Origin of the sequence: Nocardia exalbida NBRC 100660 (genome assembly GCF_000308575.1) — a bacterium.
In the GTDB taxonomy this organism is placed as follows: domain Bacteria; phylum Actinomycetota; class Actinomycetes; order Mycobacteriales; family Mycobacteriaceae; genus Nocardia; species Nocardia exalbida.
In genome coordinates this window covers 69,750-96,462 of sequence record NZ_BAFZ01000004.1, presented here as the reverse complement: position 1 = coordinate 96,462, position 26,713 = coordinate 69,750, and the positions used below count along the sequence as shown (strand labels likewise).

At 68.7% G+C, this 26,713-nt stretch carries 26 protein-coding genes and 1 pseudogene; 16 read left to right on the top strand and 11 right to left on the bottom strand.

The features are described from left to right. Positions 1-54: 54 nt before the first annotated feature. Positions 55-477: a nuclear transport factor 2 family protein gene (locus ON29_RS02330; RefSeq protein WP_040864439.1), complete on the bottom strand. Its 423-nt coding sequence runs from the start codon at positions 475-477 to the stop codon at positions 55-57. 84 nt (positions 478-561) lie between these two features. Between ON29_RS02330 and ON29_RS37430 the strand changes: the two genes are divergently transcribed. Further along, positions 562-1,125 (top strand): TetR/AcrR family transcriptional regulator, encoded by a 564-nt coding sequence (locus tag ON29_RS37430; protein WP_040864438.1) that lies wholly within the window; start codon positions 562-564, stop codon positions 1,123-1,125. 60 nt (positions 1,126-1,185) lie between these two features. Here ON29_RS37430 and ON29_RS02320 read toward each other — a convergent pair whose 3' ends face one another. Together ON29_RS02320 and ON29_RS02315 are read right to left on the bottom strand one after the other, a co-directional pair. Then, positions 1,186-2,220, bottom strand: a complete 1,035-nt coding sequence (locus ON29_RS02320; RefSeq protein WP_040864437.1) for an aspartate-semialdehyde dehydrogenase — start codon at positions 2,218-2,220, stop codon at positions 1,186-1,188. 3 nt (positions 2,221-2,223) lie between these two features. Then, a complete protein-coding gene (locus tag ON29_RS02315; protein WP_040864436.1) occupies positions 2,224-3,489 on the bottom strand; it encodes an aspartate kinase in 1,266 nt (421 codons plus the stop codon). A gap of 163 nt (positions 3,490-3,652) precedes the next feature. Here ON29_RS02315 and ON29_RS02310 point away from each other — a divergent pair, with 163 nt between their 5' ends. Further along, positions 3,653-4,066, top strand: a complete 414-nt coding sequence (locus ON29_RS02310; RefSeq protein ID WP_040864486.1) for a YjbQ family protein — start codon at positions 3,653-3,655, stop codon at positions 4,064-4,066. 90 nt (positions 4,067-4,156) lie between these two features. Here the strand turns inward: ON29_RS02310 and ON29_RS02305 are convergent, their stop codons facing one another. Together ON29_RS02305 and ON29_RS02300 are read right to left on the bottom strand one after the other, a co-directional pair. Next, positions 4,157-4,732 carry a dihydrofolate reductase family protein gene (locus tag ON29_RS02305; RefSeq protein WP_040864435.1) on the bottom strand — a complete coding sequence of 192 codons (576 nt, stop codon included), beginning with the start codon at positions 4,730-4,732 and terminating at the stop codon, positions 4,157-4,159. Positions 4,733-4,765: 33 nt separating this feature from the next. After that, the gene (locus ON29_RS02300; RefSeq protein ID WP_040864434.1) at positions 4,766-5,341 is read right to left on the bottom strand and encodes a dihydrofolate reductase family protein; all 576 of its coding nucleotides are present in this window, start codon (positions 5,339-5,341) and stop codon (positions 4,766-4,768) included. A gap of 55 nt (positions 5,342-5,396) precedes the next feature. On the opposite strand from ON29_RS02300, the gene ON29_RS02295 reads away from it, so the two are divergent. Together ON29_RS02295 and ON29_RS02290 are read left to right on the top strand one after the other, a co-directional pair. Then, positions 5,397-5,990 (top strand): TetR/AcrR family transcriptional regulator, encoded by a 594-nt coding sequence (locus ON29_RS02295; protein ID WP_040864433.1) that lies wholly within the window; start codon positions 5,397-5,399, stop codon positions 5,988-5,990. Positions 5,991-6,054: 64 nt separating this feature from the next. Further along, positions 6,055-6,246, top strand: coding sequence for a DUF1918 domain-containing protein (locus ON29_RS02290; protein ID WP_040864432.1), 192 nt, complete (start codon positions 6,055-6,057; stop codon positions 6,244-6,246). Between the two features lie 82 nt (positions 6,247-6,328). On the opposite strand, the gene ON29_RS35545 is transcribed toward ON29_RS02290, so the two are convergent. Beyond that, on the bottom strand, positions 6,329-6,676 hold the full coding sequence (locus ON29_RS35545; RefSeq protein ID WP_040864431.1) for a sporulation protein: 348 nt from the start codon (positions 6,674-6,676) through the stop codon (positions 6,329-6,331). A 252-nt stretch (positions 6,677-6,928) separates the two neighbouring features. On the opposite strand from ON29_RS35545, the gene ON29_RS02280 reads away from it, so the two are divergent. Beyond that, positions 6,929-7,387, top strand: a complete 459-nt coding sequence (locus tag ON29_RS02280) for an SRPBCC family protein (protein ID WP_040864430.1) — start codon at positions 6,929-6,931, stop codon at positions 7,385-7,387. Between the two features lie 83 nt (positions 7,388-7,470). Further along, positions 7,471-8,682: a low temperature requirement protein A gene (locus tag ON29_RS02275; RefSeq protein ID WP_040864485.1), complete on the top strand. Its 1,212-nt coding sequence runs from the start codon at positions 7,471-7,473 to the stop codon at positions 8,680-8,682. Here the strand turns inward: ON29_RS02275 and ON29_RS02270 are convergent. The 4 genes from ON29_RS02270 to ON29_RS02255 form a co-directional block, all read right to left on the bottom strand. Next, complete coding sequence (locus ON29_RS02270; protein WP_245548799.1) at positions 8,660-9,535, bottom strand: ion transporter; 876 nt, start codon at positions 9,533-9,535, stop codon at positions 8,660-8,662. The genes ON29_RS02275 and ON29_RS02270 overlap by 23 nt on opposite strands. Positions 9,536-9,641: 106 nt before the next feature. Continuing rightward, on the bottom strand, positions 9,642-11,261 hold the full coding sequence (locus ON29_RS02265; RefSeq protein ID WP_040864429.1) for a GMC oxidoreductase: 1,620 nt from the start codon (positions 11,259-11,261) through the stop codon (positions 9,642-9,644). Positions 11,262-11,337: 76 nt separating this feature from the next. Then, the gene (locus tag ON29_RS02260) at positions 11,338-12,966 is read right to left on the bottom strand and encodes an alpha/beta hydrolase (RefSeq protein WP_051174799.1); all 1,629 of its coding nucleotides are present in this window, start codon (positions 12,964-12,966) and stop codon (positions 11,338-11,340) included. Positions 12,967-13,061: 95 nt separating this feature from the next. Beyond that, on the bottom strand, positions 13,062-13,829 hold the full coding sequence (locus ON29_RS02255; protein WP_040864428.1) for a sulfite exporter TauE/SafE family protein: 768 nt from the start codon (positions 13,827-13,829) through the stop codon (positions 13,062-13,064). Positions 13,830-14,098: 269 nt separating this feature from the next. On the opposite strand from ON29_RS02255, the gene leuA reads away from it, so the two are divergent. Both leuA and ON29_RS02245 read left to right on the top strand, forming a co-directional pair. Then, the gene (leuA, locus tag ON29_RS02250; RefSeq protein WP_040864427.1) at positions 14,099-15,892 is read left to right on the top strand and encodes a 2-isopropylmalate synthase; all 1,794 of its coding nucleotides are present in this window, start codon (positions 14,099-14,101) and stop codon (positions 15,890-15,892) included. A gap of 208 nt (positions 15,893-16,100) precedes the next feature. Continuing rightward, positions 16,101-17,783: a MinD/ParA family ATP-binding protein gene (locus tag ON29_RS02245; RefSeq protein ID WP_051174798.1), complete on the top strand. Its 1,683-nt coding sequence runs from the start codon at positions 16,101-16,103 to the stop codon at positions 17,781-17,783. 36 nt (positions 17,784-17,819) lie between these two features. On the opposite strand, the gene ON29_RS02240 is transcribed toward ON29_RS02245, so the two are convergent. Then, complete coding sequence (locus tag ON29_RS02240; RefSeq protein WP_040864481.1) at positions 17,820-18,755, bottom strand: LysR family transcriptional regulator; 936 nt, start codon at positions 18,753-18,755, stop codon at positions 17,820-17,822. A 102-nt stretch (positions 18,756-18,857) separates the two neighbouring features. Here ON29_RS02240 and ON29_RS02235 point away from each other — a divergent pair, with 102 nt between their 5' ends. The 8 genes and pseudogenes from ON29_RS02235 to ON29_RS02200 all read left to right on the top strand — a co-directional run bounded on the left by ON29_RS02235 (position 18,858) and on the right by ON29_RS02200 (position 26,420). Next, positions 18,858-19,808, top strand: a complete 951-nt coding sequence (locus tag ON29_RS02235) for an EamA family transporter (RefSeq protein WP_051174797.1) — start codon at positions 18,858-18,860, stop codon at positions 19,806-19,808. A 233-nt stretch (positions 19,809-20,041) separates the two neighbouring features. Beyond that, positions 20,042-21,813 (top strand): annotated as a pseudogene (locus tag ON29_RS37690) (hydroxysqualene dehydroxylase). Between the two features lie 324 nt (positions 21,814-22,137). Beyond that, entirely contained in the window at positions 22,138-22,572 is a 435-nt protein-coding gene (locus ON29_RS35540) for a hypothetical protein (RefSeq protein WP_157172632.1), read from the top strand. Between the two features lie 304 nt (positions 22,573-22,876). Further along, the gene (locus ON29_RS02220; RefSeq protein WP_040864425.1) at positions 22,877-23,518 is read left to right on the top strand and encodes a pyridoxamine 5'-phosphate oxidase family protein; all 642 of its coding nucleotides are present in this window, start codon (positions 22,877-22,879) and stop codon (positions 23,516-23,518) included. A gap of 65 nt (positions 23,519-23,583) precedes the next feature. Beyond that, the gene (locus ON29_RS02215) at positions 23,584-24,822 is read left to right on the top strand and encodes a MurT ligase domain-containing protein (protein ID WP_040864424.1); all 1,239 of its coding nucleotides are present in this window, start codon (positions 23,584-23,586) and stop codon (positions 24,820-24,822) included. Further along, positions 24,819-25,523, top strand: coding sequence for a type 1 glutamine amidotransferase (locus ON29_RS02210; protein WP_281032488.1), 705 nt, complete (start codon positions 24,819-24,821; stop codon positions 25,521-25,523). The genes ON29_RS02215 and ON29_RS02210 overlap by 4 nt, the downstream gene beginning before the upstream one ends. A gap of 118 nt (positions 25,524-25,641) precedes the next feature. Beyond that, positions 25,642-25,986 (top strand): hypothetical protein, encoded by a 345-nt coding sequence (locus ON29_RS02205; protein WP_040864422.1) that lies wholly within the window; start codon positions 25,642-25,644, stop codon positions 25,984-25,986. Then, entirely contained in the window at positions 25,983-26,420 is a 438-nt protein-coding gene (locus ON29_RS02200; RefSeq protein WP_040864421.1) for a MerR family transcriptional regulator, read from the top strand. Before ON29_RS02205 ends, ON29_RS02200 begins: the two co-directional genes overlap by 4 nt. Positions 26,421-26,713: the final 293 nt, after the last annotated feature.

The following is a 26,713-nucleotide window of genomic DNA, read 5'->3' as shown; positions in this document are numbered from 1 at the left end:
TCATCCGGCAGTTTCAGGGACCCGCAAGAGCGACGTTCGGCGCGAACGCGTCATTCACCGTTTCGCGGAGCGGGCGAAGCGGGCGGTGTCCATGTAGTCGCGGAAGAGCACGACCTCGCCGTCGCGGATATGGACGACGTTGACGGACGTGCGAACTCGGGCGCGGCCGGTTCCCGGGACGGTCATGTCGACCTCGTTCTCCACGAGCAGCACCTCGGGGTCGGTGGTCTCGTAGACCTGGGGATGGATGGCGTGCACTTCGATTCCGGAAAGTCCCGACCAGCGCTGCGCCAAGTGCTCGCGAATCGCTTCGCGGCCCTCCAAGCGGGCCGGGAGCCCCGGGACGATGAACGGGATCTCGAAGATGGCGTCGGGCGCGAACCGCGCGACGAACGCCTCCGCGTCGCGGGAGCGTAGCTCGCCGAACAGCCGCTCGACCACCTCACGCGGGCTTTCGACGGGCCAGTCGAGAGTCATCACACACCTCCGAATAAGCGGAACGAACGACCCGCTTATCATTCGGAACGAGCGCCCCGTTTGTCAACAGTAAACTCGTCCCTCATGACCGAGCCCGAGGGCCGACCGCTGCGCGCCGACGCCCGCCGCAACCGCGAGCGGGTGCTGGCGGCCGCGCAAGAAGCGTTCGCGGCGGAGGGGCTCGCGGTGCCGCTGGACGAGATCGCGCGGCGAGCCGGTGTCGGCGCGGGCACCGTCTACCGGCACTTTCCGACCAAGGAGGCGCTGTTCGAGGCGGCGATCGTGGATCGAGTCGACCGGATCATCGCCTCGGCCCGGGAACTGGCCGACGCCGCCGACCCGGTGCCCGCGTTCTTCGACTTCCTCGCCCGGCTCGTGGCGGAGGGCAGCGTCAAACGCGATCTCGCCGATGCGGTGGGCGGCGCGGATGCCCCGGCGTATCTGCGGCCGGTGCACGAACTGAACACGGTGATCGGCACGCTGCTCACCCGCGCCCAAGAGGCGGGCGGCGTACGCACCGACATCGATGTCGATGACCTGATGCGCCTGGTCAAGGGCGCGTTCCTCGCCACCCACGGCAGCACGGCCACTCCCGCGCAGCGCGACCGCACCTTCGCCGTCGTCTTCGACGGACTGCGCGCCCGCTGATCGGTTCCGGAAACGACGAACGGGCCACGGAAAGTCCGCGGCCCGTTCGATCGATCCGTCTCAGCGGTCGCCGATCAGCACCTCGGCGATCTGAATGGTGTTGAGGGCAGCGCCTTTACGCAGGTTGTCACCGGAGATGAACAGCGCGAGCCCGCGACCGTCCGGCACGCCCTGGTCCTGGCGGATGCGGCCGACGAGGGACTCATCGATGCCCGCCGCGGCGAGCGGTGTCGGCACGTCGACCAGCTTCACGCCGGGCGCCTTGGCCAGGATCTCCTTGGCGTGCTCGACCGAGAGCGGCTCGGCGAATTCGGCGTTCACCGAGAGCGAGTGGCCGGTGAAGACCGGCACGCGCACGCAGGTGCCGCTCACGGCCAGATCCGGGATGCCGAGGATCTTGCGGCTCTCGTTGCGCAGCTTCTGATCCTCGTCCGTCTCGCCGGAGCCGTCGTCGACCAGCGAACCCGCCAGCGGAAGCACGTTGAACGCGATCGGGGCGACGTACTTGTTCGGGGCGGGGAAGTCCACGGCGCGGCCGTCGTGGGTCAGCTTCTCGGCGTCGCCGATCACCGCGCGGGCCTGGCTCGCCAGCTCTTCGACACCGGCCAGGCCGCTGCCGGAGACGGCCTGGTAGCTGGACACGATCAGGCGGCGCAGACCGGCGATGTCGTGCAGCGGCTTGAGCACCGGCATGGCCGCCATCGTGGTGCAGTTCGGGTTGGCGATGATGCCCTTGACCAGGTTGCGCGTCTGCTCCGGGTTGACCTCGCTGACCACCAGCGGAACCTCGGGGTCCTTGCGCCACGCCGAGGAATTGTCGATCACCGTGACGCCCGCCGCGGCGAAACGCGGCGCCTGCACGCGGGACATGGTGGCGCCCGCCGAGAACAGCGCGATGTCCAAACCGGACGGATCTGCGGTCTCGGTGTCCTCGACGACGATCTCGCGGCCGCGCCAGGGCAGCGTCTTGCCCGCCGAACGGGCGGAGGCGAAGAACCGCAGCTCGTCGGCCGGGAAGTCGCGCTCGTCCAGCAGTTTCCGCATGACGGCGCCGACCTGACCGGTCGCGCCGACGACTCCTACGCGAACTCCCATGACCTATCGCCCCGTTCCCGCGTGAACCACCGCGACCTCGTCGCCGCCCAGATCGAAGGCCTTGTGCAGCACCTGCACGGCCTCGTCCAGTTCGGTGTCCTTGACCAGCACGGAGATCCGGATCTCCGAGGTGGAGATCAGGTCGATGTTCACACCCGCCTCGGCCAGCGCCTCGCAGAAGGTGGCGGTGACGCCCGGGTGGCTCTTCATGCCCGCGCCGACCAGCGACACCTTGCCGATGTGATCGTCGTAGAGCACCTGGGAGAAGCCGATCTCGGCCTGGCGCTTGGTCAGCATCTCGACCGCGCGGGCGCCCTCGGACTTCGGCAGCGTGAACGTGATGTCGGTCTTGCCGGTCTCGATCTTCGAGATGTTCTGCAGGACCATGTCGATGTTGATCTCCGAGTCGGCGACGGCGCGGAACACCTTGGCGGCGTAGCCCGGTTCGTCCGGCAGCCCGACCACGGTCACCTTGGCCTCGCTGCGGTCGTGCGCGACGCCGGTGAGGATTGCTTGCTCCAAGGGGATGTCCTCCATCGATCCGTAAACGTAGGTGCCCTGCTTGTCGGTGTAGGACGAGCGCACATGCACGGGCACGTTGTAGCGGCGGGCGTATTCGACGCAGCGCAGCATCAGCACCTTGGCCCCGCAGGCCGCCAGTTCCAGCATCTCCTCGTAGGAGACCTGCTCGAGCCGCTGCGCGTCGGGCACGATCCGCGGATCGGCGGTGAAGACGCCGTCCACGTCGGTGTAGATCTCGCACACGTCCGCCTGCAGCGCGGCCGCCAGCGCGACGGCCGTGGTGTCGGAGCCGCCGCGACCCAGCGTGGTGACGTCCCTGCTGTCCTGGCTCACGCCCTGGAAGCCCGCGACCAGGACGACGAGGCCCTCGTCCAGTGCGGCGCGGACCCGACCGGGGGTCACATCGATGATCTTCGCGTTGCCGTGCGCGCCGGTGGTGATCACACCCGCCTGCGAACCGGTGAACGAGCGGGCCTCGGCACCGAGGGAGTGGATGGCCATGGCGACCAGCGCGTTGGAGATGCGCTCACCGGAAGTGAGCAGCATGTCCATCTCGCGGGCGGGCGGCGACGGCGCCACCTGCTGCGCGAGATCCAGCAGCTCGTCGGTGGTGTCACCCATGGCGGAGCAGACGACCACCACATCGTGGCCCTGCTTCTTGGTCTCCACGATCCGTTCAGCGACGCGCCGGATACGCTCGGCGGTCGCCACCGAGGATCCTCCGTACTTCTGAACCACGAGAGCCACGACAGGGTCCTCCAAGATCGACAACAAACTGGTAACAGTCATTCAGGGTACCGGCCGGGGCCAGCGGTTTTGCCGCTACCTACCCGGCTTGTGGAAAAGCCCACAGCCGCATCCCATCCCGGTCGCGCCGCGCGGCCCGCGGCGGATGAGGGACGATGTGCACATGAAGAGCACACTGCTCGAGGTGCGAACAGGCCACAAGGAAGTGGTACAGGACATCACGCCACAGTGCGCGACTTTCGCGCGCGAAGCGGGCGGCGACGGGCTGCTGCACGTCTTCGTGCCGCACGCCACCGCGGGGATCGCGGTCATGGAACTCGGCGCGCGCAGCGACGACGATCTGCTGGCCGCGCTGCGTGATCTGCTGCCCGCCGACGACCGGTGGCGGCACGCGCACGGTTCGCGCGGACATGGACGCTCCCACGTCATGCCCGCCCTGATCGCGCCGTACGCGACCGTGCCGGTGCTCGGCGGGAAGCTCGCCCTCGGCACCTGGCAGTCGATCGCGCTGGTCGATCTCAATGTCGACAACCCGGACCGGCAGGTGCGACTGTCGTTCCTCACCGACGCGACCTGACCCGGATTTCTCCGGGCGGAGCGATAACGGAAAGATCGCTGCCGAACCGACCACCGCACCCGGCCGGTGCGGGCGGCCGGATTCGCCGGGTCAGGTTCGGGTGAACCAGCTGACCTGGACGCCGTCGCCGATGGCCTTGCGCTCGGTCGGCCGGAACAGCGTCGGACGGAAGTCGCCCGCGAAGGCGGGTACCCCGGTGCCCGCGACGACCGGATAGCTCTTGATCACCAATTCATCGATCTCCTCCAGCAGCGCGGCGGCGAGCAAGCCGCCACCCGCCAGCCAGATGTCCTTACCGTCCTGCCGCTTCAGTTCACGGACCAGCCCCACCGGGTCGCGCTCGACCAGTTCGACCGCCGGGTCATCGATACGGCCGAGCGTGCTGGACACCACGTACTGCTTCATGTGGGCGTACGGGCTGGTCACGCCGATGGCCAGGGCCGGGTCGTAGGTGCCGCGACCCATGACGAGAGTGTCGAATTTCTGATTGGGCGCGTCCACGGCGAGGCCGATGTGTGGCCGCACGTGAGTGGGTAGCGTCTCGGGATACTCCGCGCGCAGCCAGTCCCACATGTCATCGCCCACCGGAATGAAGTCGATCTCACCATTCGGCCCCGCGATATAGCCGTCGAGGGAAAGACCGACGAAATAGACGAGTTTTCGCATGAAATACCTTTCGGATGGAGGTCGGGCGCCGGCTCAGGCCCGCGTGAACCAGGTGACCTGAGCGCCGTTGCCGAACTCCTTGCGCTGTACCGGGGCGAACAAAGTGGGACCGAACACGCCGGAGAACGCGGATATCCCGCTGCCCGCGACCACCGGATAGCTCTTGATGATCATCTCGTCGATCTCGCTCAGCACTTGGGCGGCGAGTTCGCCACCGCCGACCAGCCAGATGTCCCCGCCTTCGGCTTGCTTCAGCTCCCGCACCAGGCCGAGGGGGTCGCGTTCGACCAGCTCGACGGCCGGATCGTCGATGCGCCCGAGCGTGCTGGACACCACGTACTGCTTCAGGTGCGCATACGGGCTGGTCACCTTTTCGGACAGGGCCGGTTCGTAGCTGCGGCGGCCCATCACCGCGGTGTCGCACCGCTTGTTCGGTTCGTCCACTGCCATCCCCACGAGCGGACGCAAGTGACTCGGCACGAATTCCGGATACCGGCCGTTGAGCCACGCGCCCATTTCGGCGTCGGACGGATAGAAATCGAACTCCCCCGCCGGGCCCGCGATGTAGCCGTCCAGCGACACAGCCACGTAGTAGACAAGCTTTCGCATACCAGCACCTCACTTGTAGTACTCTGTTCGTAGTGGTTGAAAGATAGTACTACGAATGGAGTGGTGTCAAGTGCGGACCAATCCGGAGCGACGACAGACGCTGGTCGACGCCGCAATCGAGGTCTTGGCGCGTGATGGGGCGCGCGGACTGACCTTCCGCGCGGTGGACAAGGAGGCCGGGGTACCCGCGGGCACGGCGTCGAACTACTTCGCCAACCGCGACGACCTGCTCACTCAGGCGGGCCGACGGTTCTACGAGCGGCTACAGCCGAGCGAAGCCACGATGACCCAGCTGACCGACGGTCCGAAGACCCGCGCCAATATCGTCGAGCTGATGACGGAGACGGTCGGACGCATCGAGGCTTTCCGCACCGGCTACCTCGCGCTGCTCGAATTGCGCCTGGAGGCGACCCGGCGGCCGGAATTGCGCGCGGTGCTGACCGAGCGGGTGCGCGAGGACATCGACTACAACGTGCGCAACCATCTCGCGGCGGGCCTGCCCGGTGACGAGAAGTCGGTGCTGTTGCTCTACCTCGCACTGAACTGGCTGATCGTCGACCGGATGACGCTGCCCGACGTATTCACCGAGGAGCAGAGCCGGGCATTGATCGAAGCCGCGGTCGAGCGCGTGATCAGCGCGGACGACTGAATCGGATCCGGCGCCTTCGCCCGAATGGTTGTGACGCGCACCACTGGCGGTCGATAATGGGGCGATGATCGCACATGTAGGAGATCGACTCTGCGTGCATGGACACGTGGTGGGAGAAGTGGATCACCTGGCCGAGATCATCGAGGTCCGCGGGCCGGAGGGGACGCCGCCCTACGTGGTGCGCTTCTCCGACGGTCACGAGTCGCTGGTGTATCCAGGGCCCGACGCGATCGTCGAGCCCGCCACATCGGAATGAACGACGCGCCGGATCGCGCCGGGCGGCCTCGCCCGCGCTCGGTCCGGCGCTCCCCGACGGGAGACGCCGCTCGCCGCGCCGGTCAGGCGCGGCGTTTGGCGTAGCGAGTCAGCGCGAAGGCCAGCACCCCCGCGATCAGCACCTTGCCCGCCGTCTCGATGATCGCGTTGACATCCACGGCCGGATGCCAGGTCAATCGCCCGTCGCGGAGCACATAGGCGCCGACGGGCTTGGCGCCTACTCCGAACGCCACGCCTTCCCCGGCGCCCTCCCCGTCCGGACCGTTCCCGGTACCGCCGCCTCCGCCACCGCCGCCCCCGACCGAGGCGGCGGGAATGACGATCGCCCCCTCGGATTCGTAGGGCTCACCGTAGACCCGGCGCACCGTGATCGCGTCCCGCGCCTGCGCCAGCAGTTCGGCGTATTTCATGACATCCTCCCGCCCGACCGACGGCGCCGCAGACCGGCGCCGATTCGGATCCGATCGTAGGCGCGCGAACCTCCGGCCGACCCTATCCTTCCGTCCGGAAGTTGTTCCTGCGGTAGCCGATCGCCGATCTCGACCTGATAACGGCGCGTTATCCGGTTAGCCGAGATGCGGTCTCGCACAGTCAGGTTGACGAACCGGACAAATCGCGGAGACAATCGGCCGACTTGTCCAACAGGGGGTCGGAGGTATGCCATGCGCACCAAAACGGATATCCGATTCTTCGTCGATACCGATCCCGAACAGGTCATGGATGCCCTGACAGCCGTCGAATCGCTGCCGGAATGGTCGTCCTCCTACAGCGACGTGCGGGTCGCCACCCGCGACGCCCGGCGCAGGCCGCGGCGCGTCTTTCTCAAGGCGGAACTGCTCGGCAGCTCGGATCTGCAAGTGCTCGAATACGATTGGACCGACGACCGGTCCTCCTGGGTTGTCGCCGACAGCACCCGGGGCGTCCGGGGCGGCGGCTTTTTCGAAGTGTCCGACAGCGTCGACGGCACGCACGTCTGGTACCACGTCGAGCTCTATCTGCCCCTCCCCGTTCCCGGATTTCTGCTGAAACGCACTTTCCGCAAGGCCAATGAAGTGGTCGCGGAGTGTTTCATCGATTTCGCCGAGCGGTTCCCCGAAACAGAGACCTATCAACCCGTGTAGCCGCGCTGTGCTCTGCGCGAAATCGGCGGGCGGGCGCGGCAGCGAACCGGCGCCGAACCGATCGGGGTGCGACGATGAGCGGCATGATCGGTTCCAAACGAGTGCGGTTCCAGCCGATGGCCGAAGACGCCTCGGTGACGCAGCTCGAGCTGTTCTTCGACCTGGTGCTCGTCTTCGCGCTGACCATGGTCACCGGCTTGATCGCGGATGACACCAGCGCGAAGAACGCGCTGCGCGCGGTGCTGGTGCTCGCGGTGATGTGGTGGCTGTGGATCGCCTACTCCTGGCTCGGCAACGTGGTCCGCGCCGACGAGGGCATCGCACGGGTGGCGATGTTCGCGGCCATGGGCGGCGCGTTCCTCGCCGCGCTCACCATCCCGGAGGCGTTCGACGACAAGCCCGGCGGGTGGTTCGGGCCGCTGGTCTTCGCCGTCGCCTACCTGGTGGTGCGATTGGTGCACCTCGGGATGTTCTGGCTGGCCAGTGCCGATGATCCGCAATTGCGCGGCCAGTTGCTGCGCTGGGCGCTCGGTTCGATCACCCTCGGTACCACGCTGCTGGTCGTCGCCGCGCTGACCACCGGCAGGGTGCAGATCGCGCTGTGGATCGCCGCGATCGCGGGCGACTACCTGTGGACGTTCTTCGCCGGCACCGATTGGCGGTTGAATTCGGCCAGGCATTTCGTCGAGCGATACGGTCTGATCGTCATCGTCGCGCTCGGTGAATCGATCGTCTCTATCGGCATCGGGGTGGCCGGTCTGCCGATCTCCTGGCCGATCGCGCTCGGCTCGCTGCTGGGCCTGGCCATCTCCGGTCTGCTGTGGTGGGCCTATTTCGACGTCGCCGCCCTGGCGGTGGAGCACGAGTTCGTCCACGCCGAGGGCAGGCGGCAGATCAAGATCGCGCAGGGTTCCTACACCTTCTGGCATTTCCCGATGATCGTCGGGATCATCGCGCTGTCACTGGGGCTGAAGAAAGTTCTCTACTACGTCGGGGATTCCTCGCACCACACGCTGAAGGACGCGCTGTACGGCATCCCGCTCTACGCGCTCTACGGCGGCGTCGTGCTGTATCTGATCGGCCTGGTGGGGTTCAAGCACTTCGCCACCGGCGCCGTCACGATGCCCCGCGTGGTCGCCGTGGCGGTGCTGCTGGCGCTCATCCCGTTGGCCTGCGCCCTGCCCGCGCTGGCGTCGCTGGCCCTGCTGTGCGTCGTCCTGATCGCGCTGATCGCTTGGGAGACCGTGCGTTTGGCGCAGCCGCGGGACGCGATCAGGCACGCGGTGCCCGAGTGACGCGATGCCGCACGCAGTCCTCGTCGGGTGTCGGCCCGTACGCGGACGGCGGCACCCGCACACCGTCGCGGACCGCGTCGCGGATCTGATCGATGTTCTCCCGCAGCACGTCCGCGACGAGTTCGTCGGTGCGCGGATCCTCCAGCACCTGGAACACGATGCGGAAGGTGGTGTCGGCGATCAGCCGGATGATCTCGTCGTGGAACGGGATGTAGCGCACCCGGCCCGCCTGCGGGTCCTTCTTGATCAGCTCGAGGATCATCTCGTCCAGCTCGGCGCGGTTCTCCTCGAGGGCGGCCGCGATGTTGCGGGTGTAGTGGCCGGTGCGCAGCACCTGCGCCACCTCGTCCATCACCGCGATCGTCATCGGACGGCGGATGGTGTCGACGATGGTCGCCACGAACCGGTTCACCACCGCGGCCGTCACCCGGTCGCCGAACAGGCGATCGGCCACCCTGGCGAGCCGGACGACGATCACCACGATCCGCAACAGCCGGAAGCCGCGGAAGAACAGGCTGGTCACCGGGATCATGCCGAGGACCTCGTACCAGTACACGAGCGGGAAGGTCCACGGCCAGCCCGCGCGGCGCCAGCGCCACAGGAACTCGATCGCGAACACCGCGCACAACGACCAGTCGGCGACCACGACCGCGTGGTAGGTGTGCCCGGAGACCGGGAAGAAGGTGATCCAAGCGACCAGCGCCACGGAGATGACGGCCAGCGCGAGCATCACGAAGTCGGTCCACAGCATCGGCGGCTTGCGCGGATAGTCCTGCGGCTGCGGCGATTCCCGCAGCCCGTATCGATCGGCCGAGGAACTCTCGATGCCCGAACTGGAAGCGGGAGCGGACACTGCGAATCCCTTCGACGCCGAACGGTGCCGCCGACATTAGTACGCCGAAAGCATGCTCGGCACGGTTGGCGATACTCCCGGGCGCACCGCCCGGAGGCCTACGTGCTCAGCGACCGGCGCGAACGATCGCCTCGATATTGCGTTCGGCCAGCGCGGCGATGGTGAGCGACGGATTGACCGTCCCCGTGCTGCCCGGTATCGCCGCGCCGTCCATCACGTAGAGACCGGGATGACCGTGCACACGGCCGTAGCCGTCGGTTGCCCGCCCCAGCACCGCTCCGCCGAGCGGATGCGCGGTGAACAGCGCGTTCGCGTCGTAGCCGAGTGCGCTGTACTCGACGAGGGCGTCCGATCGTTCGGCGATCCGGTGGTCGACCGCCCTGGCCGCCGCCACGGTGTCCTCCCGGTTCTGGGCCGACCAGCTCAGGCCTACCCGGTTCGCGGCCCGGTCGTAGCCGAAACGGGTACGGGTCGGGTCGAGCACCATGCCGAGCGATGCCAGCGCGCCGGTCTCGAACGGGATGCCGGGGATGTACCAGCTCTCCAGGGTCAGCGGTACGCCGGATTCGTCGAAGATACGGCTCGCGCTCGGCACGCCTTGGCCATGACCGGCGAGCGCGCTGGCGCCGCGGGCGAGCACCACATCACCGTTGGTGCCCCAGCCGTCGCCGACGTGTTCGTTCAGGTTCGGCAGCGCACCGGTGGCCTGGGCGCGGACCAGCAGTTCGGAGGTGCCGATCGATCCGGCGCCGAGGAAGAGCCGATCGCAGGTGAGGGTGCGGGTGGACAGCACTTCACCGGTCGGCGACAGCTTCGTCACGGTGACCGCGTAGCGGCCGCCGGATTCCTGCGCGATGGCGTCCACCCGATGGCCGGGGAAGACCCCGCACCGTCCGGTGCCCTGCGCGTAGGCCAAGTAATTCTGGTTCAGGTCGAACTTGGCGCCGTTGGAGTTGCCCAGGTTGCTCCTGGCCGCCGTGGCCGAAGGCTTCGCGCCGCCCGCGAGTTCGGCGCGCAGGATGTCCCAGTTGAAGATCGAGTCGTTCGCCTGCGGCTGGTAGCCGGCTTTGCGCACCTGGTCGTCCCAGGCGCGGGAATGCGTGAACGGCGAGGAGTTGTAGATGTCCGCGGGCATCGGGCTCAGCCGCAGCATGTCCCGCACGCGCGGGTAGTAGACGCGCTCCATCTCGCCGTAATCGACGGTGCCACCGAAGACGTGGTCGAAGAAGCGGCGCTGCGGGGCGATCATGGCCCCGCTGAAGATCACCGAGCCGCCGCCGACCGCCGCCGCGCGCCAGACGTCGATGCCCGGATACTCGGTGCAGTCCAGCACGCCGCCGAAACTGGCGAAATGCATCGGCACCTTGGTGACGCCGGTGAACTGGGTGCGGTGCCAGAAGCCGCGGCCGTCGGGCAGGTCGTCGCCGGTGAAGATCTCCCGCCACGGATCGTTCGGCCAGCGCGAACCGCGTTCCAGCACGGTGGTGACGATCCCGGCCTCGGCCAGGCGCAACGCGGTCACGGCGGCGCCGAAGCCCGAGCCGATGACGATCGCGGGCGAGTGCTCCGCCGGATCGGGAACCGGGGCGAAGATCTCCGGCACCCAGGCGCGGAACAAGGCCTCCCACATCGGGTCGGCGGACGCAGTACTCGTTCCCGCCATCGTCCCCACAGCACCGAGCAGGGCGGCGGTGCCCGCCGCCTTGAACAAGGCACGTCTACGCACCGGTCACCTTCCATCATCAGGCTTAGCGTGCGCAGATTACCGGTATTCCCGTTTTGTGAACAGATATCCGTTTTTGCTATCGGTCGAACGGCAGCTCGTCGGGGCGACAGGTCGCTCCGGGGGCGGGTAGCTGTAGGTCGATGAGATAACGCTCGCGCAGCTTCCGGGTGCATTCGTTCAGCGGGGTGTGCCCGTACCCGTCTTCGACGACGACCAACCGGGCGTTCACCAATTCCTGCTGCGCGCGCCGCGCGCCGCTGAGCGGAGTGACCGGGTCGAATCGGTTGTCCACCAACACGGCCGGGGTGTCCGATCGCAGGATCCACGGCCCGGTGTACCGCTGGGCATACCCCTCGGGCGGGAACGGCCAGAAGGCGCACGCGTGGAGCAACGACAACCAGAACGCGCCGTAGGTCGGGCTGACGCCGGCCAGATCTCTCGCCATGCCGGACCATTGGCCGGGATCACGCGGAAAGCTGTTGTCCGCGCAGGAAATCGCGACAAACGAGTCGAGGAATCCGTCCGATTGCGCGGTCGCCGAGAGGATCTCGCCCACCGCGTCGGGATTGCCCGCCGGTCCGCGTTCCAGTTCGGCGAGCAGTTCGGCCAGGGCGGGCCAGCCCCGCTCCGGGTCGTACAGCAACAGCGCGTGCGACGACAGCACCTCGGCATAGGTGACCGTGCGCGCCCGCTCTCCGGCCCCCACCACGAGCTGTCCCTCGCGAAGACGTTGCAGCACAGCGTCATTGCGGGTGCGGAGGTCGGCGGGGCGGACGGGAGCGCCCGCACCTCCGCTCACGACGGCATCGCCCTGACCGCCCGGCGCGGCGAAGGCGCAGCGCTCCCGTCCCGCGTCCGCGCACAGCCGCAGGAATTCATCGAGCACTTCTTCGGTTCCGGCCGCGCGGTTCTCGACGGCGCTTCGCGTGTCGTTGGTGTACGTGTCCGGGTCGATCACCGACGCCAGGTGCAGCGCGCGCACCCGATCGCCGAACAGCGCGCCGTACACCTGGCCCAGGTAGCTCGCGTAGGAGCCGCCTTCGTAGGTCAGCTGCGGATCGCCGACGGCTCGGCGCAGCAGGTCCAGGTCGCGTGCCGCATCGACGGTGGTCAGGTGTCCGAGCAGTGCGCCGCCGTGCGCCGCGCAACCGGCGGCCAGCTCGCGGCTCGCCGCGTCGGCCGCCCGCTGCTGCTCCGGGTTCGCCGGTGGCAGCAAGGCGCCGGACCAGAACCGCCGCTGCTGCTCGATGTCCGCGAAACACCGCACCTGCCCGCTCCGGCCGATACCGCGCTGGTCGAAGGTGACCACGTCGAAGCGGCGCGCGAGCTCGCCGCCGAGCAGTTCCCCTTGCTCCGCCCAGCGCAGCCCCGACCCACCGGGACCACCGACGGCGGAGAACAGCGTGCCGATCCGCCGCTGGGGGTCGGCGGCCTGCTGACGCACCACCGCCAGCCCGAGGGTCGGCCCGTCCGGATGCGCGTAGTCCACCGGCACCTGCGCGGTCGCGCATTGGAACCTGTTCAGCTTCGGCTCCGCGCACGGCGCCCATTCGAGCAGCGGCGTCGGCGCCGCGTCGGCCTGCGCGGCCAGTTCCGCGACCGCCGACTCGTGTCGGCTCGGCGGACCGCCGCAGCCGCTCACCGCGGGCAGCGCTGCGGCGAGGGCGGCGGCGATGACGATCTTCCAGCTAGGCACGGCACTCATCCTGTGCCCCGTGCGGGCGGGCGTCGTCCCCCTGAGGATTGACATCCCACCCTGAGATCTTCGCGGCATTACCCCGCCACCCGGCGCGACCCGTCCTAGGACGCCATCAGGCGGACCACCGCGATGACGCCGACGACGACGATGACCGCGCGCAGCGCGACCGGCGGCATCCGCCTGCCCAGCCGTGCGCCGAGCTGTCCGCCGATGATCGAGCCGAGCGCGATCAGCACCGCCGCACGCCAGTCGACGTCCGCGACGACGATGAAGATCAGCGCGGACACCGCGTTCACGATCAGGGCGAGCGCGTTCTTCACTCCGTTGAGGCGCTGGATGTCGTCGTGGACGAAAACGCCCAGCAAACCGATCAGCAGCACGCCTTGAGCGGCTCCGAAGTACCCGCCGTAGACACCTGTGGCGAAGATCGCGGCGAACAGGACGGGGCCGCCGTGCGCGGGCGCCGGGGCGCCGTCGTTCTCCCTGCGGCGTTTGACCCAGTCCGCCAATCGCGGCTGCACGACCACCAGCACCAGTGCCAGGATGATCAATATGGGCACGATCGCCTTGAACGCTCCGGCCGGCAGGACCAGCAGCAGGACCGCGCCGGTGATGCCGCCGAGCAACGACGCGGTGCCCAGCCGCACCAGCCGGTCGCGCTGGCCTGCGAGTTCCCTGCGATATCCGTGCACGCCGCTGATCGAGCCGGGGACCAGACCGATGGTGTTGGAGACGTTCGCGGTCACCGGAGGAAGGCCGAACGCCAGCAGAACGGGAAACGTGAGCAGCGTGCCGGAGCCGACGATGGTGTTGATGCCGCCCGCCGCGATGCCCGCACCGAAGACGGCCAGTTGCTCCAGCCAGGTCATAGCCAATCCTTCGACGTCCCGTCGGACCACGGGCCCGTACAAGCGTTGTCCATTGCCGGACCGAACGGTAGCCGGGTCGTCGGATCACCCGACGACGGACCTCCCTTCCCGCCCGAACACCGGCACGGTAAACTCGCGGACATCATGCAGCGGGCACTTCTTCTCGACCGCCGCGACGGGGTCTGATCGGACCGGCTCCCGTCGCGGGGTTTTGCCGCGCCGGTCGACCCAGCCCATTGGGAAAAACGACATCCTCGGGAGAAACCCCCATGTCCCCTGCTGACGCATTCGTATCCGCCGCGCGCACCATCACCGCGCCGAGCAAGCCCGCCCCGGCCGACCAGCCCGGGTGGAACAAACAGAAGAACTCCTCGATGCCCACCTTCCGGTACCGGCCGTTCGCCGAGGAGGTCGAGCCGATCACGCTGCCCGACCGCACCTGGCCGGACCGGGTCATCGACCGCGCGCCGGGCTGGTGCGCGGTCGACCTGCGTGACGGCAACCAAGCGTTGATCGACCCGATGAGCCCCGCCCGCAAGCGCCGCATGTTCGACCTGCTGGTGCGGATGGGCTACAAGGAGATCGAGGTCGGGTTCCCCTCGGCGAGCCAGACCGATTTCGACTTCGTCCGCGAGATCATCGAGGACGGCGCGATCCCCGACGACGTGACCATCCAGGTGCTGACCCAGTGCCGCCCGGAGCTGATCGAACGCACGTTCGAAGCATGCGCGGGCGCGCAGAGCGTCATCGTGCACTTCTACAACTCCACCTCGATCCTGCAGCGGAAGGTGGTGTTCCGCGCCGACCGCGAGGCGGTGAAGAAGATCGCCACCGACGCCGCCGCGCTGTGCCTGGAGATCGAGCAGCGCTACCCGGACACCTCGTGGCGCTACGAGTACAGCCCGGAGTCCTACACCGGCACCGAGCTGGAGTACGCCAAGGACGTCTGCGACGCGGTCTCGGCGATCATCGCGCCCACGCCGGACAAGCCGCTGATCATCAACCTGCCCGCCACCGTGGAGATGGCCACGCCGAACGTCTACGCCGACTCCATCGAGTGGATGAGCCGCAACCTGGCCCGCCGCGACTCGATCGTGCTGTCGCTGCACCCGCACAACGACCGCGGCACCGCGGTGGCCGCCGCCGAGCTGGGCTACCAGGCGGGCGCCGACCGGATCGAGGGCTGCCTGTTCGGCAACGGCGAGCGCACCGGCAACGTCTGCCTGGTCACGCTGGGGATGAACATGTTCTCCCGCGGCATCGACCCGCAGATCAACTTCTCCGACATCGACGAGATCCGCCGGACCGTCGAATACTGCAACCAGCTGCCGGTGCACGAGCGCCACCCGTACGGCGGCGACCTGGTCTACACCGCGTTCTCCGGCAGCCACCAGGACGCCATCAACAAGGGCCTGGACGCGATGAAGGCCACGGCCGACGCCGCAGGGGCGGATGTCGACGACATCGTCTGGGAGGTGCCCTACCTGCCGATCGACCCGAAGGACGTCGGCCGCACCTACGAGGCGGTCATCCGGGTCAACTCGCAGTCCGGCAAGGGCGGCGTCGCCTACATCATGAAGACCGACCACGGGCTGGCGTTGCCCCGGCGGTTGCAGATCGAGTTCTCCCAGGCGATCCAGAAGATCACCGACGGGGAGGGCGGCGAGGTGACGCCCAAGGAGATGTGGGACGTCTTCCACGAGGAGTACCTGAGCCCGATCCGCCCGCTGGAGCGGATGCGCCAGAAGGTCACCGCGTCGGAGACCGACGGCGGGGTCGACTCCATCGTGGCCGTGGTGAAGGTCGACGGCGTCGAGCAGGAGATCACCGGCAAGGGCAACGGGCCGCTGGCGGCGTTCGTCGACGCGATCGCCGCGGTCGGCTTCGACGTCGAGGTGCTGGACTACTCCGAGCACGCGATGTCCGCGGGCGACGACGCGCAGGCCGCCGCCTACGTCGAGTGCGCGATCGGCGACAGGGTGGTGTGGGGCGTCGGCATCGCCACCTCGATCACGACCGCGTCGCTGCGCGCGGTGGTGTCGGCGGTGAACCGGGCGCACTGACAGCGCATTCCGGAAGGACTCGGACGGGCGTCGCGACGGTTGCACCGCGCGGCGCCCGATCCCGCTGGCGCAGACCGCTTGTGGGCCGCGCCGCTCCCCACGTCCGGCACGCCTTCCGCGATACGGCGTAGCGAACCCCGTGCTAGCGTGGGATTCGCACTCCAAGCGCCGAGCTCTCTGCTCGAATTCCCGAGCAGATGGGGGAACCGTGACAACTAACGACCACAATCCGACCTCACCGCCCTGGCTGCAGAGTCATTCCGTGGAGACGGCCGAAGTCAGCGACGCGGAGTCAGCGGCCACCGATCCGTCGGCCGAACCGATCGGCGGCGAGGAAGCGAAGGAATCCGACGTGGCGGATGGGCCTGCCCAGCCGGACGCACAACCCGAACAGCCGGAGCCGCAAGGCTCGACGGAGCAGACCACGGTCTACTCGCAAGCAGGCGCACCGGCGCAGGCTTGGGCTCCCCCGCAGGCCGGACCGGCCGAGCCCTACGGTTCGTACGCCCCGCCGACCCCGGGCCCGTACCCCCCTCCGTCGCCGTTTCCCGGGGAGCCGTTCCCTACCGGCGCATTTCAGCCGCAGCAGAGTCACAGTGGTAGCCACCCGATAGCCCCACCTCCCGACGGACCCCATCCCGGTTACGGGGAGTACCGCCAGGAGATCGGCGGCGACGGCTTGGTCCGGCGGGTTCCGGTGGATTCCGCGCCGCCCGAATCCGGTGCGCCGCAGCAGGATCAACCCAGTGGCCCGATCTACAGCTGGGCTCCGCCGCCCCCGCCGGTGACGCACCAGCCTCCGCCGCCCCCGTACCAACCGCCGCCTCCGCCGCCGCTCGGGCAACCGCAGATGCCGAGCTGGCAGGGCGGTCCGCCGCATCTGTCCGCACCGCCGTTCCAACCGCAGCATGTGCCGCAGCCCGGCCAGCCGGGACATTCGGTGAACGACCTCAACCTGCTCAGGCGGGCCCGCAGGGCGCCGCGCAGCGGTTGGCGCCGTGCCGTGCACAAGGCGTCCGGCGGCATGATCAACCCGGGCGAGTCGGCGGCCGACATCGTCTACCAGGACCTCGTCGACCGGGTGAACCAGCCGGTGCGCGGGGACTACCGGATCGCGATCCTCTCGCTCAAGGGCGGCGTCGGGAAGACCACCACCACGGTCGGTCTCGGCTCCACCTTCGCCTCGCAGCGCGGCGACCGGGTCATCGCGATCGACGCCAATCCCGACCTGGGCACGCTCGCGCACCGGGTGCCGCGGCAGACCCGCTCCACCGTGCGCAACCTGCTCGAAGACCAGCACATCACCAGGTACTCCGACGTGCGGGCACACACCTCGCAGGCGCCTAGCCGCTTGGAAGTGCTTGCCAGTGAACAGGATCCGGCGGTCTCCGAGGCGTTCAGCGAAGCGGACTACCGCAAAGCGATCGGCATTCTGCAGTCGTTCTACAACATCATCCTGACCGACTGCGGCACCGGCTTGATGCACTCCGCGATGGCGGGCGTGCTGGATATGGCGAGTTCGCTGGTGCTGGTCACCTCGCCCGCCATCGACGGTGCGCGCAGCGCGTCGGCCACGCTGGACTGGCTCGACCACCACGGCTACGGCAAGCTGGTGGAGCGAACGGTCGTGGTGGTGAACGCTTCCCGGCGCGGCGCGTCCACCGTCGATCTCGACCAGCTGCGCAAGCTGTTCCTCGACCGCACCCGCGCGGTGCAGGTGGTGCCGTTCGACGACCACCTCGCCGAGGGCGCGGAGATCGATCTGGAACTGGTGAGCAAGCCGACGCGGCGAGCGCTGCTGGAGCTGGCGGCGATGGTCGCCGACGACTTCGGCTACGTCAGCTCGCAGTCCCAGCATCCCTACCGGCACCAGCCGCCGCCGGGATTCTGATCGGTTCATCGGCCGACTCGGCGCCGCCGCCCGGAGCTATGCCCGGGCGGCGGTGCCTTTTCCGTGCGGCGTCCCGGAATCGGCCGTCGCCGACATGGCGGCCGATTCGAACGCCGCGAGCACGGCCGCGATCGCCGGACGGGCCTCGGCCCGGGGCCGGGTGGCCAGTTCGTACATCCGGGCGGCACGCACACCGGACAGCCGCAGCACCGCCAGGTCGGGGTGGCCCACGGCGTAGCGCGGCATGAGCGCGACACCGTAGCCGACGGCGACCAAGGTCTCGATGACGCGGAAATCGTTGAGGCGCTGCGCTATGCGCGGCTGCACGCCGGTCACGGTGGCGATCGAGCGCAGCACGTCGTCGACGGGGAATCCGCCCCGCACGCTCAGCCAGGTCTCGTCGGCCAACTCCTCCGGCGTCACGGCCGAGCGGCCCGCGAGCCGATGCGTCGGTGCCGCGACGACATCGATCGGCTCGCGCATGAGCACCCTGGTCGCGACGCGCGGATCGGCGATGGGCGCGGCGCGTTCGTCGCGGTGGGTCAGGACCACGTCGTAGTCGGCGAGCAGTCGCGCCACCTCCGACGGCGGCACGTCCTCGTCCCGCGCGACCACCTCGACACCGCTGTCCGCCAGGCCGGGCAGCACATGCGGCAGCAGCAGGGCCCCACCGGAGGGGAACACCGCGACGCGGACCCGTCCGCGCGGTGAGCCGCGATAGTGCGCCATTTCGGCGACCGCGCGATCCATCGCCGCGAGCACTTCGTCGGCGCGCACCACCAGGGCGCGGCCCGCGTCGGTGAGCCGGACCCGTCTGCCGTCGGGTTCGAGCAGGGCCACGCCCGCTTCCCTGGCCAGCACCTTGAGCTGCTGGGAGACGGCGGAAGGCGTCATCGACAGCGCCGCTGCGACGGCGGCCACGGTGCCTCGATCGGCCAGTTCACGCAGCACTCGCAGCCGCTCCAGGGCCATGGGCGGACCGGATGTGACCGGGTAATCCATTAAGTGAAACTACACCATTCATCCATTATTATTCGATTGTCCTGATGATTAGCTAGCCGCACGATGTAGTGCGTGACCAACCGCGACCGCCTGCTCGGCCTGACCGTCGTCCTGCTCTGGGGATTGAACTTCCTCGCCATCCGGGTGGGGCTCGACCACTTCCCCCCGTTCTTCTTCGCGGCGCTGCGCTTCGCGGTGCTCGCGGTGCCCGCGCTGCTGTTCGTTCCGCGTCCTCCGGTGCGGATGCGCTGGATCCTGCTGTACGGCACCGGGTTCGGCATCCTGCAATTCGCGTTCCTGTTCACGGCGATGCGGGTGGGGATGCCGACCGGGCTGGCCTCGCTGGTCCTGCAATCCTCGGCGCCGTTCACCGTGCTGCTCGGCACGCTGCTGCTGGGTGAGCGGATTCGCCCGGCGCAGGTCGCGGGGATCGCCGTGGCGGTGGCCGGCATGGCGGTGATCGGCTGGGACCGGCTGGAACACGCGACCCTGCTCCCGGTGCTGCTCACCTTGGCGGGCGGGCTCGGCTGGGCCTTCGGCAACATCGGCGCGCGCCTGGCGGGTACCGAGACGCCGGGCGTCAACCCGCTGCATCTGATGCTGTGGACCACCGCCGTGCCGCCGGTGCCGCTGTTCGCGCTGTCCGTGGTCGCCGAAGGGCCCACCGCGGGCGCTCGCGCCTTCGCCGAGTCGTGCACAGCCGAGGGTTTGCCTGCCCTGCTGGCTCTCGCCTACATCGCCGTTCTCGCGACCGTCGTGGGCACGGGACTGTGGACCTACTTGCTCGGGCGCTATCCCGCCGGGCTGGTCGCGCCGTTCTCGCTGCTCGTTCCGGTCGTCGGGATCGCCGCCGCCTGGATCGCACTCGGCGAGACACCGACCCCGTTGTCGCTGGTCGGAGGCGTGGTGGTGCTGGCAGGCGCGTTCGCCGCCACGTCGAGCAGGCCGCGGGCCGTGACGGCCGACGTCCGCACCGGGGCACCGAGCGTCCCCGTGCCTGCCGACTCCGGCCACCCGGCCTGACGGGCGGTCACGCCCGGATCCGGTCGGCGGCAGCGACGCCGCGGGCCGGACCCGCGCGACCTGACCGGCGCCGCCCCAGGACGCCGAAGCGCTCGCGCCCGCGTGTGCTCGGTCGCACGAGTTCCGCGCGTCGCATCGATCGCTTCGCGGGGTCGGTGCGAGATCCTCGAATTGCCGCCTTACAGTAGTGCCCGGCGTGGAAGTTGGTCCCGGTTCTAGCAACAGAGCGGCGCATGGCAGAAAATCGATGGACCGTATCGCGAAGAACACTGCTTCGTAACACGGTCGCGGCGGGAGTGGCAGCGGGTGCGCTGGCGGCGGGTGCGGTGCGACCGACGCCGGGCGCGGCGAATCCCGGTGGAAGACGGGTCGCGGTGCTGGGCGGCGGTGTCGCCGGTCTCACCGCCGCGCACGAGCTGGCCGAACGCGGGTTCCAGGTCACCGTCTACGAAAAGCGCGCGTGGGGCGGCAAAGCCCGCAGCGTCGGCGTACCGGGCACCGGAGTCGAAGGACGACCGGACCTGCCCGGTGAACACGGCTTCCGCTTCTTTCCGGGCTTCTATCAGCACGTGCCCGACACCATGCGCCGAATCCCGTTCCCGGGCAACGCGAACGGCGTATGGGACAACCTCGTCGCGGTACCGGAAGCGCGATTCGCCCGCAGCGGCGGCGACGACTTCCGCGTCCCGCTCGGTCCGCGTTCCCGCGCCGAATTCTCACCGGACAGTTTCCGCGAAACGCTCGGCGCTGCGCTGTCGACCGCGCTGAAGATGCCCCCGACGAGGGCATCTACTTCGCCGAACGCCTGCTGGTCTTCAACACCAGCTGCGATGCCCGCCGCGTCGGCCAGTGGGAGCGGACGTCCTGGCACGATTTCGTCGGCGGCCACGCCCGCTCGCACGAGTTCCGCGCGCTGCTCTCGCGCACGCTGACCAGCATCATGGTCGCCGCGAAGGAGAACGTGGCGAGCGTGCGCACCATCGGCACGATGGGCGAGCAGTTCCTCGGCAATCCGCTGGGGATCGGCAACGACGGCGGCTTGGACCGCGTGCTCAACGGCCCGACCACCGCGGTCTGGATCGAGCCGTGGATGCGGCGGATCCGTGAACTCGGGGCCGAGTTCGCGCTCGGCACCGAGGTGCGCGGGCTGGAGGTGCGCGACCGCAGGATCGTCGCGGCCCGCGTCATCGACGAAACCGGCGCGCAGCGCACGATCGAGGCGGACTATTTCGTCGTCGCGCTGCCCGCCGAACGAGCGCGCACCCTGTGGTCGCCGCAGGTGCTCGCCGTCCAGCCGGAACTGGCGGGGATGGACAACCTCGTCACCGACTGGATGAACGGCATCCAGTTCTATCTGCGCAGGTCGGCCGACATCTCGCGCGGCCACACCGCCTATATCGACGCGCCGTGGTCGCTCACCTCGATCAGCCAGAACCAGCTGTGGCGCCGCAAGCTGACCGAGTTCGGCGACGGCGCTGTGCGGGACTGCCTGTCGGTGGACATCTCCGACTGGAACACCCCCGGCATCCTGTTCGGCAAACCGGCCAAGGAGTGCACGCACGAGGAGATCGCGCGCGAGGCGTGGGCGCAGATCCGGGCGCACCTGGACGACCGCGGCGAGGTACTGGGCGACGCCGACCTGCACTCCTGGTTCCTCGACCCGGGCATCACCTGGCAGGAGGGGCAGCGGCGCAATGCCAACGCCGATCCGCTGCTGATCAACACCGCCGGGTCGTGGGAGTACCGTCCGCAGGCGCACGGCGCTGTGGAAAACCTCTTCCTGGCAGGCGACTACGTGCGCACGAATGTCGACCTTGCGACCATGGAGGGCGCCAACGAGTCCGCGCGCGCCGCGGTGAACGCGCTGCTGGACGTGGCCGGTTCGAACGCGGAGCGCTGCCGGACCTACACCCTCTTCCGCGCGCCCGAACTGGAGCCGCTGCGCCGGATCGACGCCGACCGCTACGCGGCCGGGCAGCCGAACCTGTTCGACATGCCGGTGTGACCGGAACACCCGAACGCCCGTTCTCGAGTTATTGCGCTGACCTCAGCAAAGCGATAGTCTCTGCCCATGCACGGGGAAGAGGGGGACCTCAAAACGCGGGGAAAAATCTGGCGTTGGAACAGCAAGCGCGCGACAGGAATCGTTGAGTCCATCACCGGAGATCACATCTGGTTCGGATTGGACTCATTACGCGGGAGGGATTTCGACGATATCTCGATAGGCGACAGCGTCGAGGTCGAGTACGAATTCGCCCAGCAGGACTCCCATACTCTCCGCGCAGTGAGAATAGACTGGTTGTAGATCACGCTTTTCAACGGGGGGATAATGAAATATTCTTTTGCGGCAGCTCTCGCCACTGCCGCGCTTCTATGCGTGCCGAGCTTTGCTGCCGCTGAACCGAACCCGGCCGACCTGGAGTTCACGGCAAGTTCTGCGTATCGAGAGTACCAGAACAATATCGCGACGTTCACCGGCCAGGTGAACTACAGTTCGAACGTGTTCGCATGGTCGTTGAAGCTATTGCCCGCGACTCAAAACATTGTGTACGGCGGCATGAACTGCCATACCACAATAGGCGGTATTGCCGGCTACTCCGACGATCATCAAAACATCCCGCGCGACTACCTCCTCCATTCGAGCATCAAAATCGATCGAGGACGATGGCACAAGCTACGTAGTCGATGTGATTTCAAGGTGTTGACCGATGCCGGAATGCAGCCAGGCGATGTGGAAACGTCTGTCGACTTCATCGCCAGGTAGCCGCGCTCCTGGCATCGTCGGAGTTCTCCGACGGAGCGGCCGACCGGCATAAAAGTGCGGCACGCAGCGATCGCGCCCACGGCTGAGACAGCCCCGTGTATGCCGAGGGTGGGTTGATGGTCAGCAGTTCGCGCATCCGCCGAATGGGCTGGTGTGCCGCGGGTCGGTGTCGTTGCGCTGACCGCTACACAGCCGGGTAGTCCCAACATCTTGGACATCCCGGTGTGAACGGATGTGATCGATCTCCCCTCGCAGGAACCGATTTCGAGCGCCATCCTCCGGGCTGCGGTGCTTGAATCGAAATATGCGTGAAAGCATCGCCTCCGACGAGATCACCGACCCGGCGGATCTACGGGCGTTGCTCGGCGAAGTCGCGCCGCGCACCGCCACCAAGGAGCGGGCCGCGCTGCACGCCAGGGACCGGGAGTGGATCGCCACCTCCCCGTTCCTGGTGATGAGCACCAGCGATGCGAACGGCAATTGCGACGCCTCCCCGAAAGGCGATCCGGCCGGGTTCGTGCGGGTGCTCGACGACACCACCCTCGCCGTGCCGGAGCGCCCCGGTAACCGGCGCGCCGACGGCTACCTCAATATCCTGGCCAACCCGCATGTCGGCCTGCTGTTCGTGATTCCCGGCCGCCGCGAGACGCTGCGGATCAACGGCCGCGCCCGGCTGGTGCGCGACGCGCCGTACTTCGACGACATGGTGGTGCGCGGGCACCGCCCGATCCTCGCCGTCGAGGTGGATATCGACCAGATCTTCTTCCATTGCGCCAAGGCGTTCATGCGCAGCCACCTGTGGGAGCCCGAGCAGTGGCCGGAGGACACCTTGCCCAGTGCTGCGTGCCTGGTCAAAGAGGTGCAGACGAACGTAACCGAGACGGTGGAGGAACTGGAGCGCTACTACTCGCCGGAGAACTACGCGGCCAAGCTCTACCGGGACTGAGCCGCGTGGCCCACGCCACCCGCCCGCGGCGCGCCCGGAGCACGGGGCGAACATAGACTCGCGACGTGGCAGACATATCGGTGCGCGGACGGCTCGCGCTGGCGGCGGCGGGAGCGGCGTCCTGGGCCTCGCAGAAGGCGGGTCGCGGCAAGGGCTCGATGATCGGCGGCCTGATCGCGTTGAAGATCGATCCGACCGTGATGGACCAGTTGGGGCGGCAGCGGCGCACCGTGCTGGTGACCGGCACGAACGGCAAGTCCACCACCACGCGGATGACCACCGCCGCGCTCAGCACCCTCGGCGCGGTCGCGACCCAGGCCGACGGCGCGAACATGGACGCGGGCATCGTCGCCGCGCTCAACGCGCACCGGCGCGCGCCGCTGGCCGCGATCGAGGTGGACGAACTGCACCTGCCGCACGTCACCGATTCGCTGAACCCTTCGGCGGTGGTGCTGCTCAACCTCAGCCGCGACCAGCTCGACCGGGTCGGCGAGATCAACATGATCGAGCGCAAGCTGCGTGCCGGGCTGGCCCGGCACCCCGCCACCGTGGTGGTCGCCAACTGCGACGACGTCCTGGTCACCTCCATCGCCTACGACCACCCCAACGTGGTGTGGGTGTCCGCGGGCAGCGGCTGGGCGATGGACGCGACCAGCTGCCCGCGCAGCGGTGAGCCGATCGTCTGGGAGGGCGCCCACTGGCGTAGTACCGGTGCGGATTTCCAACGCCCCGAACCGGATTGGTGGCTCGACGGGGAAGACCTGGTCGGGCCGGAGAACGCGCGGTTCCCGCTGCGGCTCGCGCTGCCGGGCCGGGCCAATCGCGGCAACGCGGCGCAGGCGGTGGCAGCCGCCGTCGCACTCGGCGCCGACGCGGAGCAGGCCGTCGCGGCCGCCGGCACGGTCCGCGAGATCGCGGGCCGCTACCGCACCGTGCAGGTCGGTGAGCACGACGCGCGTCTGCTGCTGGCGAAGAATCCGGCCGGCTGGCAGGAGGCGCTGTCGATGATCGAGCCCACCTCCGCGGGGCTGGTGATCGCGGTGAACGGCCAGGTCCCCGACGGCGAGGACCTGTCCTGGCTGTGGGACGTACGGTTCGAGCACTTCGAGGGCGTGCAGGTGGTGGCCGCGGGCGAGCGCGCCACCGACCTGGCGGTGCGGCTGACCTACGCAGGCGTGGAGCACACCTTGGTGCCCGATCCGGTGCGCGCCATCGCGTCGTGCCCCGCGGGCCACGTCGAAGTGCTGGCGAACTACACCGCGTTCCGCGATCTCAACCGTGACCTCGAGGAGCAGGCATCGTGAGTACTTTTCGCATCGGCCTGGTGCTGCCGGACGTGATGGGCACCTACGGCGACGGCGGCAACGCCCTGGTGCTGCGCCAGCGGCTGCGCATGCGCGGCTACGACGCCGAGATCGTGGAGATCACGCTGTCCGACCCGGTGCCGGATTCCCTGGACATCTACACCTTGGGCGGCGCGGAGGATTCCGCCCAGCGGCTGGCCACCCGGCACCTGCAACGCTATCCCGGCTTGCAGCGCGCCGCCGCGAAAGGCGCGCCGGTGCTGGCCATCTGCGCGGCCATCCAGGTGCTCGGCCAGTGGTACGAGACCTCGGTGGGCGAGCGCGTGGACGGCGTCGGCCTGATCGACGTCACCACCTCGCCGCAGGCCGAACGCGCGATCGGCGAGGTGACCACCGCACCGCTGCTCGACGGGCTCACCGCCGCGCTCACCGGCTTCGAAAATCACCGTGGCGGTACGAAACTCGGCAGTGAAGCGCACGGCCTTGCGCGCGTCACCCGTGGCGTCGGCAACGGCGTCGGCGACGGGCTGGAGGGCGTCGTCCAGGGTTCGGTGATCGGCACCTACATGCACGGCCCCGCGCTGGCCCGCAACCCCGAACTCGCCGACCTGCTGCTGACGCGTGCCCTCGGCGTCACCGAGCTGGCTCCCCTCGACCTCCCCGAGGTAGATCAGCTCCGCCGGGAGCGCCTGCGCGCCTGAGTTCGGCGGGTGGTCTCGCCCCGTCCGGCTCCGTGCGCACGTCGACGCGTGGTAGGCGGGCCGGATTCCGCCGGTCGGGGTTGCATCCTGTACCCGGGTACAGGCTTACCGTGGCCACATGATGGTTTCGCCTTCCGCTGGGGATTGGGTGCCGGAGTCATGCACCTTGCCCACCGTCGAGCAGCCCGTCCGGGTCGCGGAGTTCGATCGGTTCTTCGCCGAGTCGGTGCGGGGCGCGCGTCGGCCCGCGCGCACGCGGCTGGATCTGCTGCTGGACGCCGACGCCGAACCGGTCGGCCGTGACCTCGCCGCCCGGGAATCGGGTTGCTGCTCGTTCTTCGCGTTCAGCTTCGGTACCGCCGATTCCGGACCGGTGATGCACATCGAAGTTCCCGACACCGAGGTCGAGGTCCTCGATGCGCTCGCCGCCCGGGTGGAAGCCTCGATCGGCGGCCGGAGGTGACCGGCCTGCGCACCGGCGAGCCGGCCGCGGCGGCGGGAGTGAACGCCCAGACGCTGCGGTACTACGAGCGGCGCGGCCTGCTCGCCGAACCGCGGCGGTCCCTGGGTGGGCACCGACTGTATCCGGAGCAGTCGGTCACGGTGTTGCGGGTGATCAAAGCGGCCCAGCGGCTCGGGTTCACCCTCGACGAGGTCACCGAACTGCTGGCCGCCACCCGGTTCGGCCGCCGCCGCGCCGATGCCGGGTTGCAGGCCCGCGCCACGGCCAAGCTGGCCGTGAGTTTGTCCCGGCCGGCACAGCTCGGCCTCGCCCTCAGCGCCGCCGGGGTGATCGGACTGTCGTGGTCTCGGACCCGCACCCGGCGCACCGAAACCTCGACGGGCTGTACGGCTTCGGGATGCGACTGCCCACGGCACCCTGAACCCGATTCGTAAGCTCGGCGGCCGTCACCCTTTCGGTTCCGCTGTCCGCCCTGGCCCCCGTCGCACCGAGATCGGCTGCGCCCGCTGGTGGTTGTGGCGCAGGGTGGCCCGGAATGGGCGTCCGCTCCGGGTGTTCAGAACCCCGCCGACACAACGAGTTCGTGGGACAATCGCTTGATTCTCCAGATGCGAGGGGGACTGATGCGTTCGGCGCCACTGCTCGTCGCGTTGGGTTTGTGCCTGGTCGCCTGCGGCACACCCGAGCCCGCTCCCAGCCCGACAACCACGACTGTGCCGACGTCATC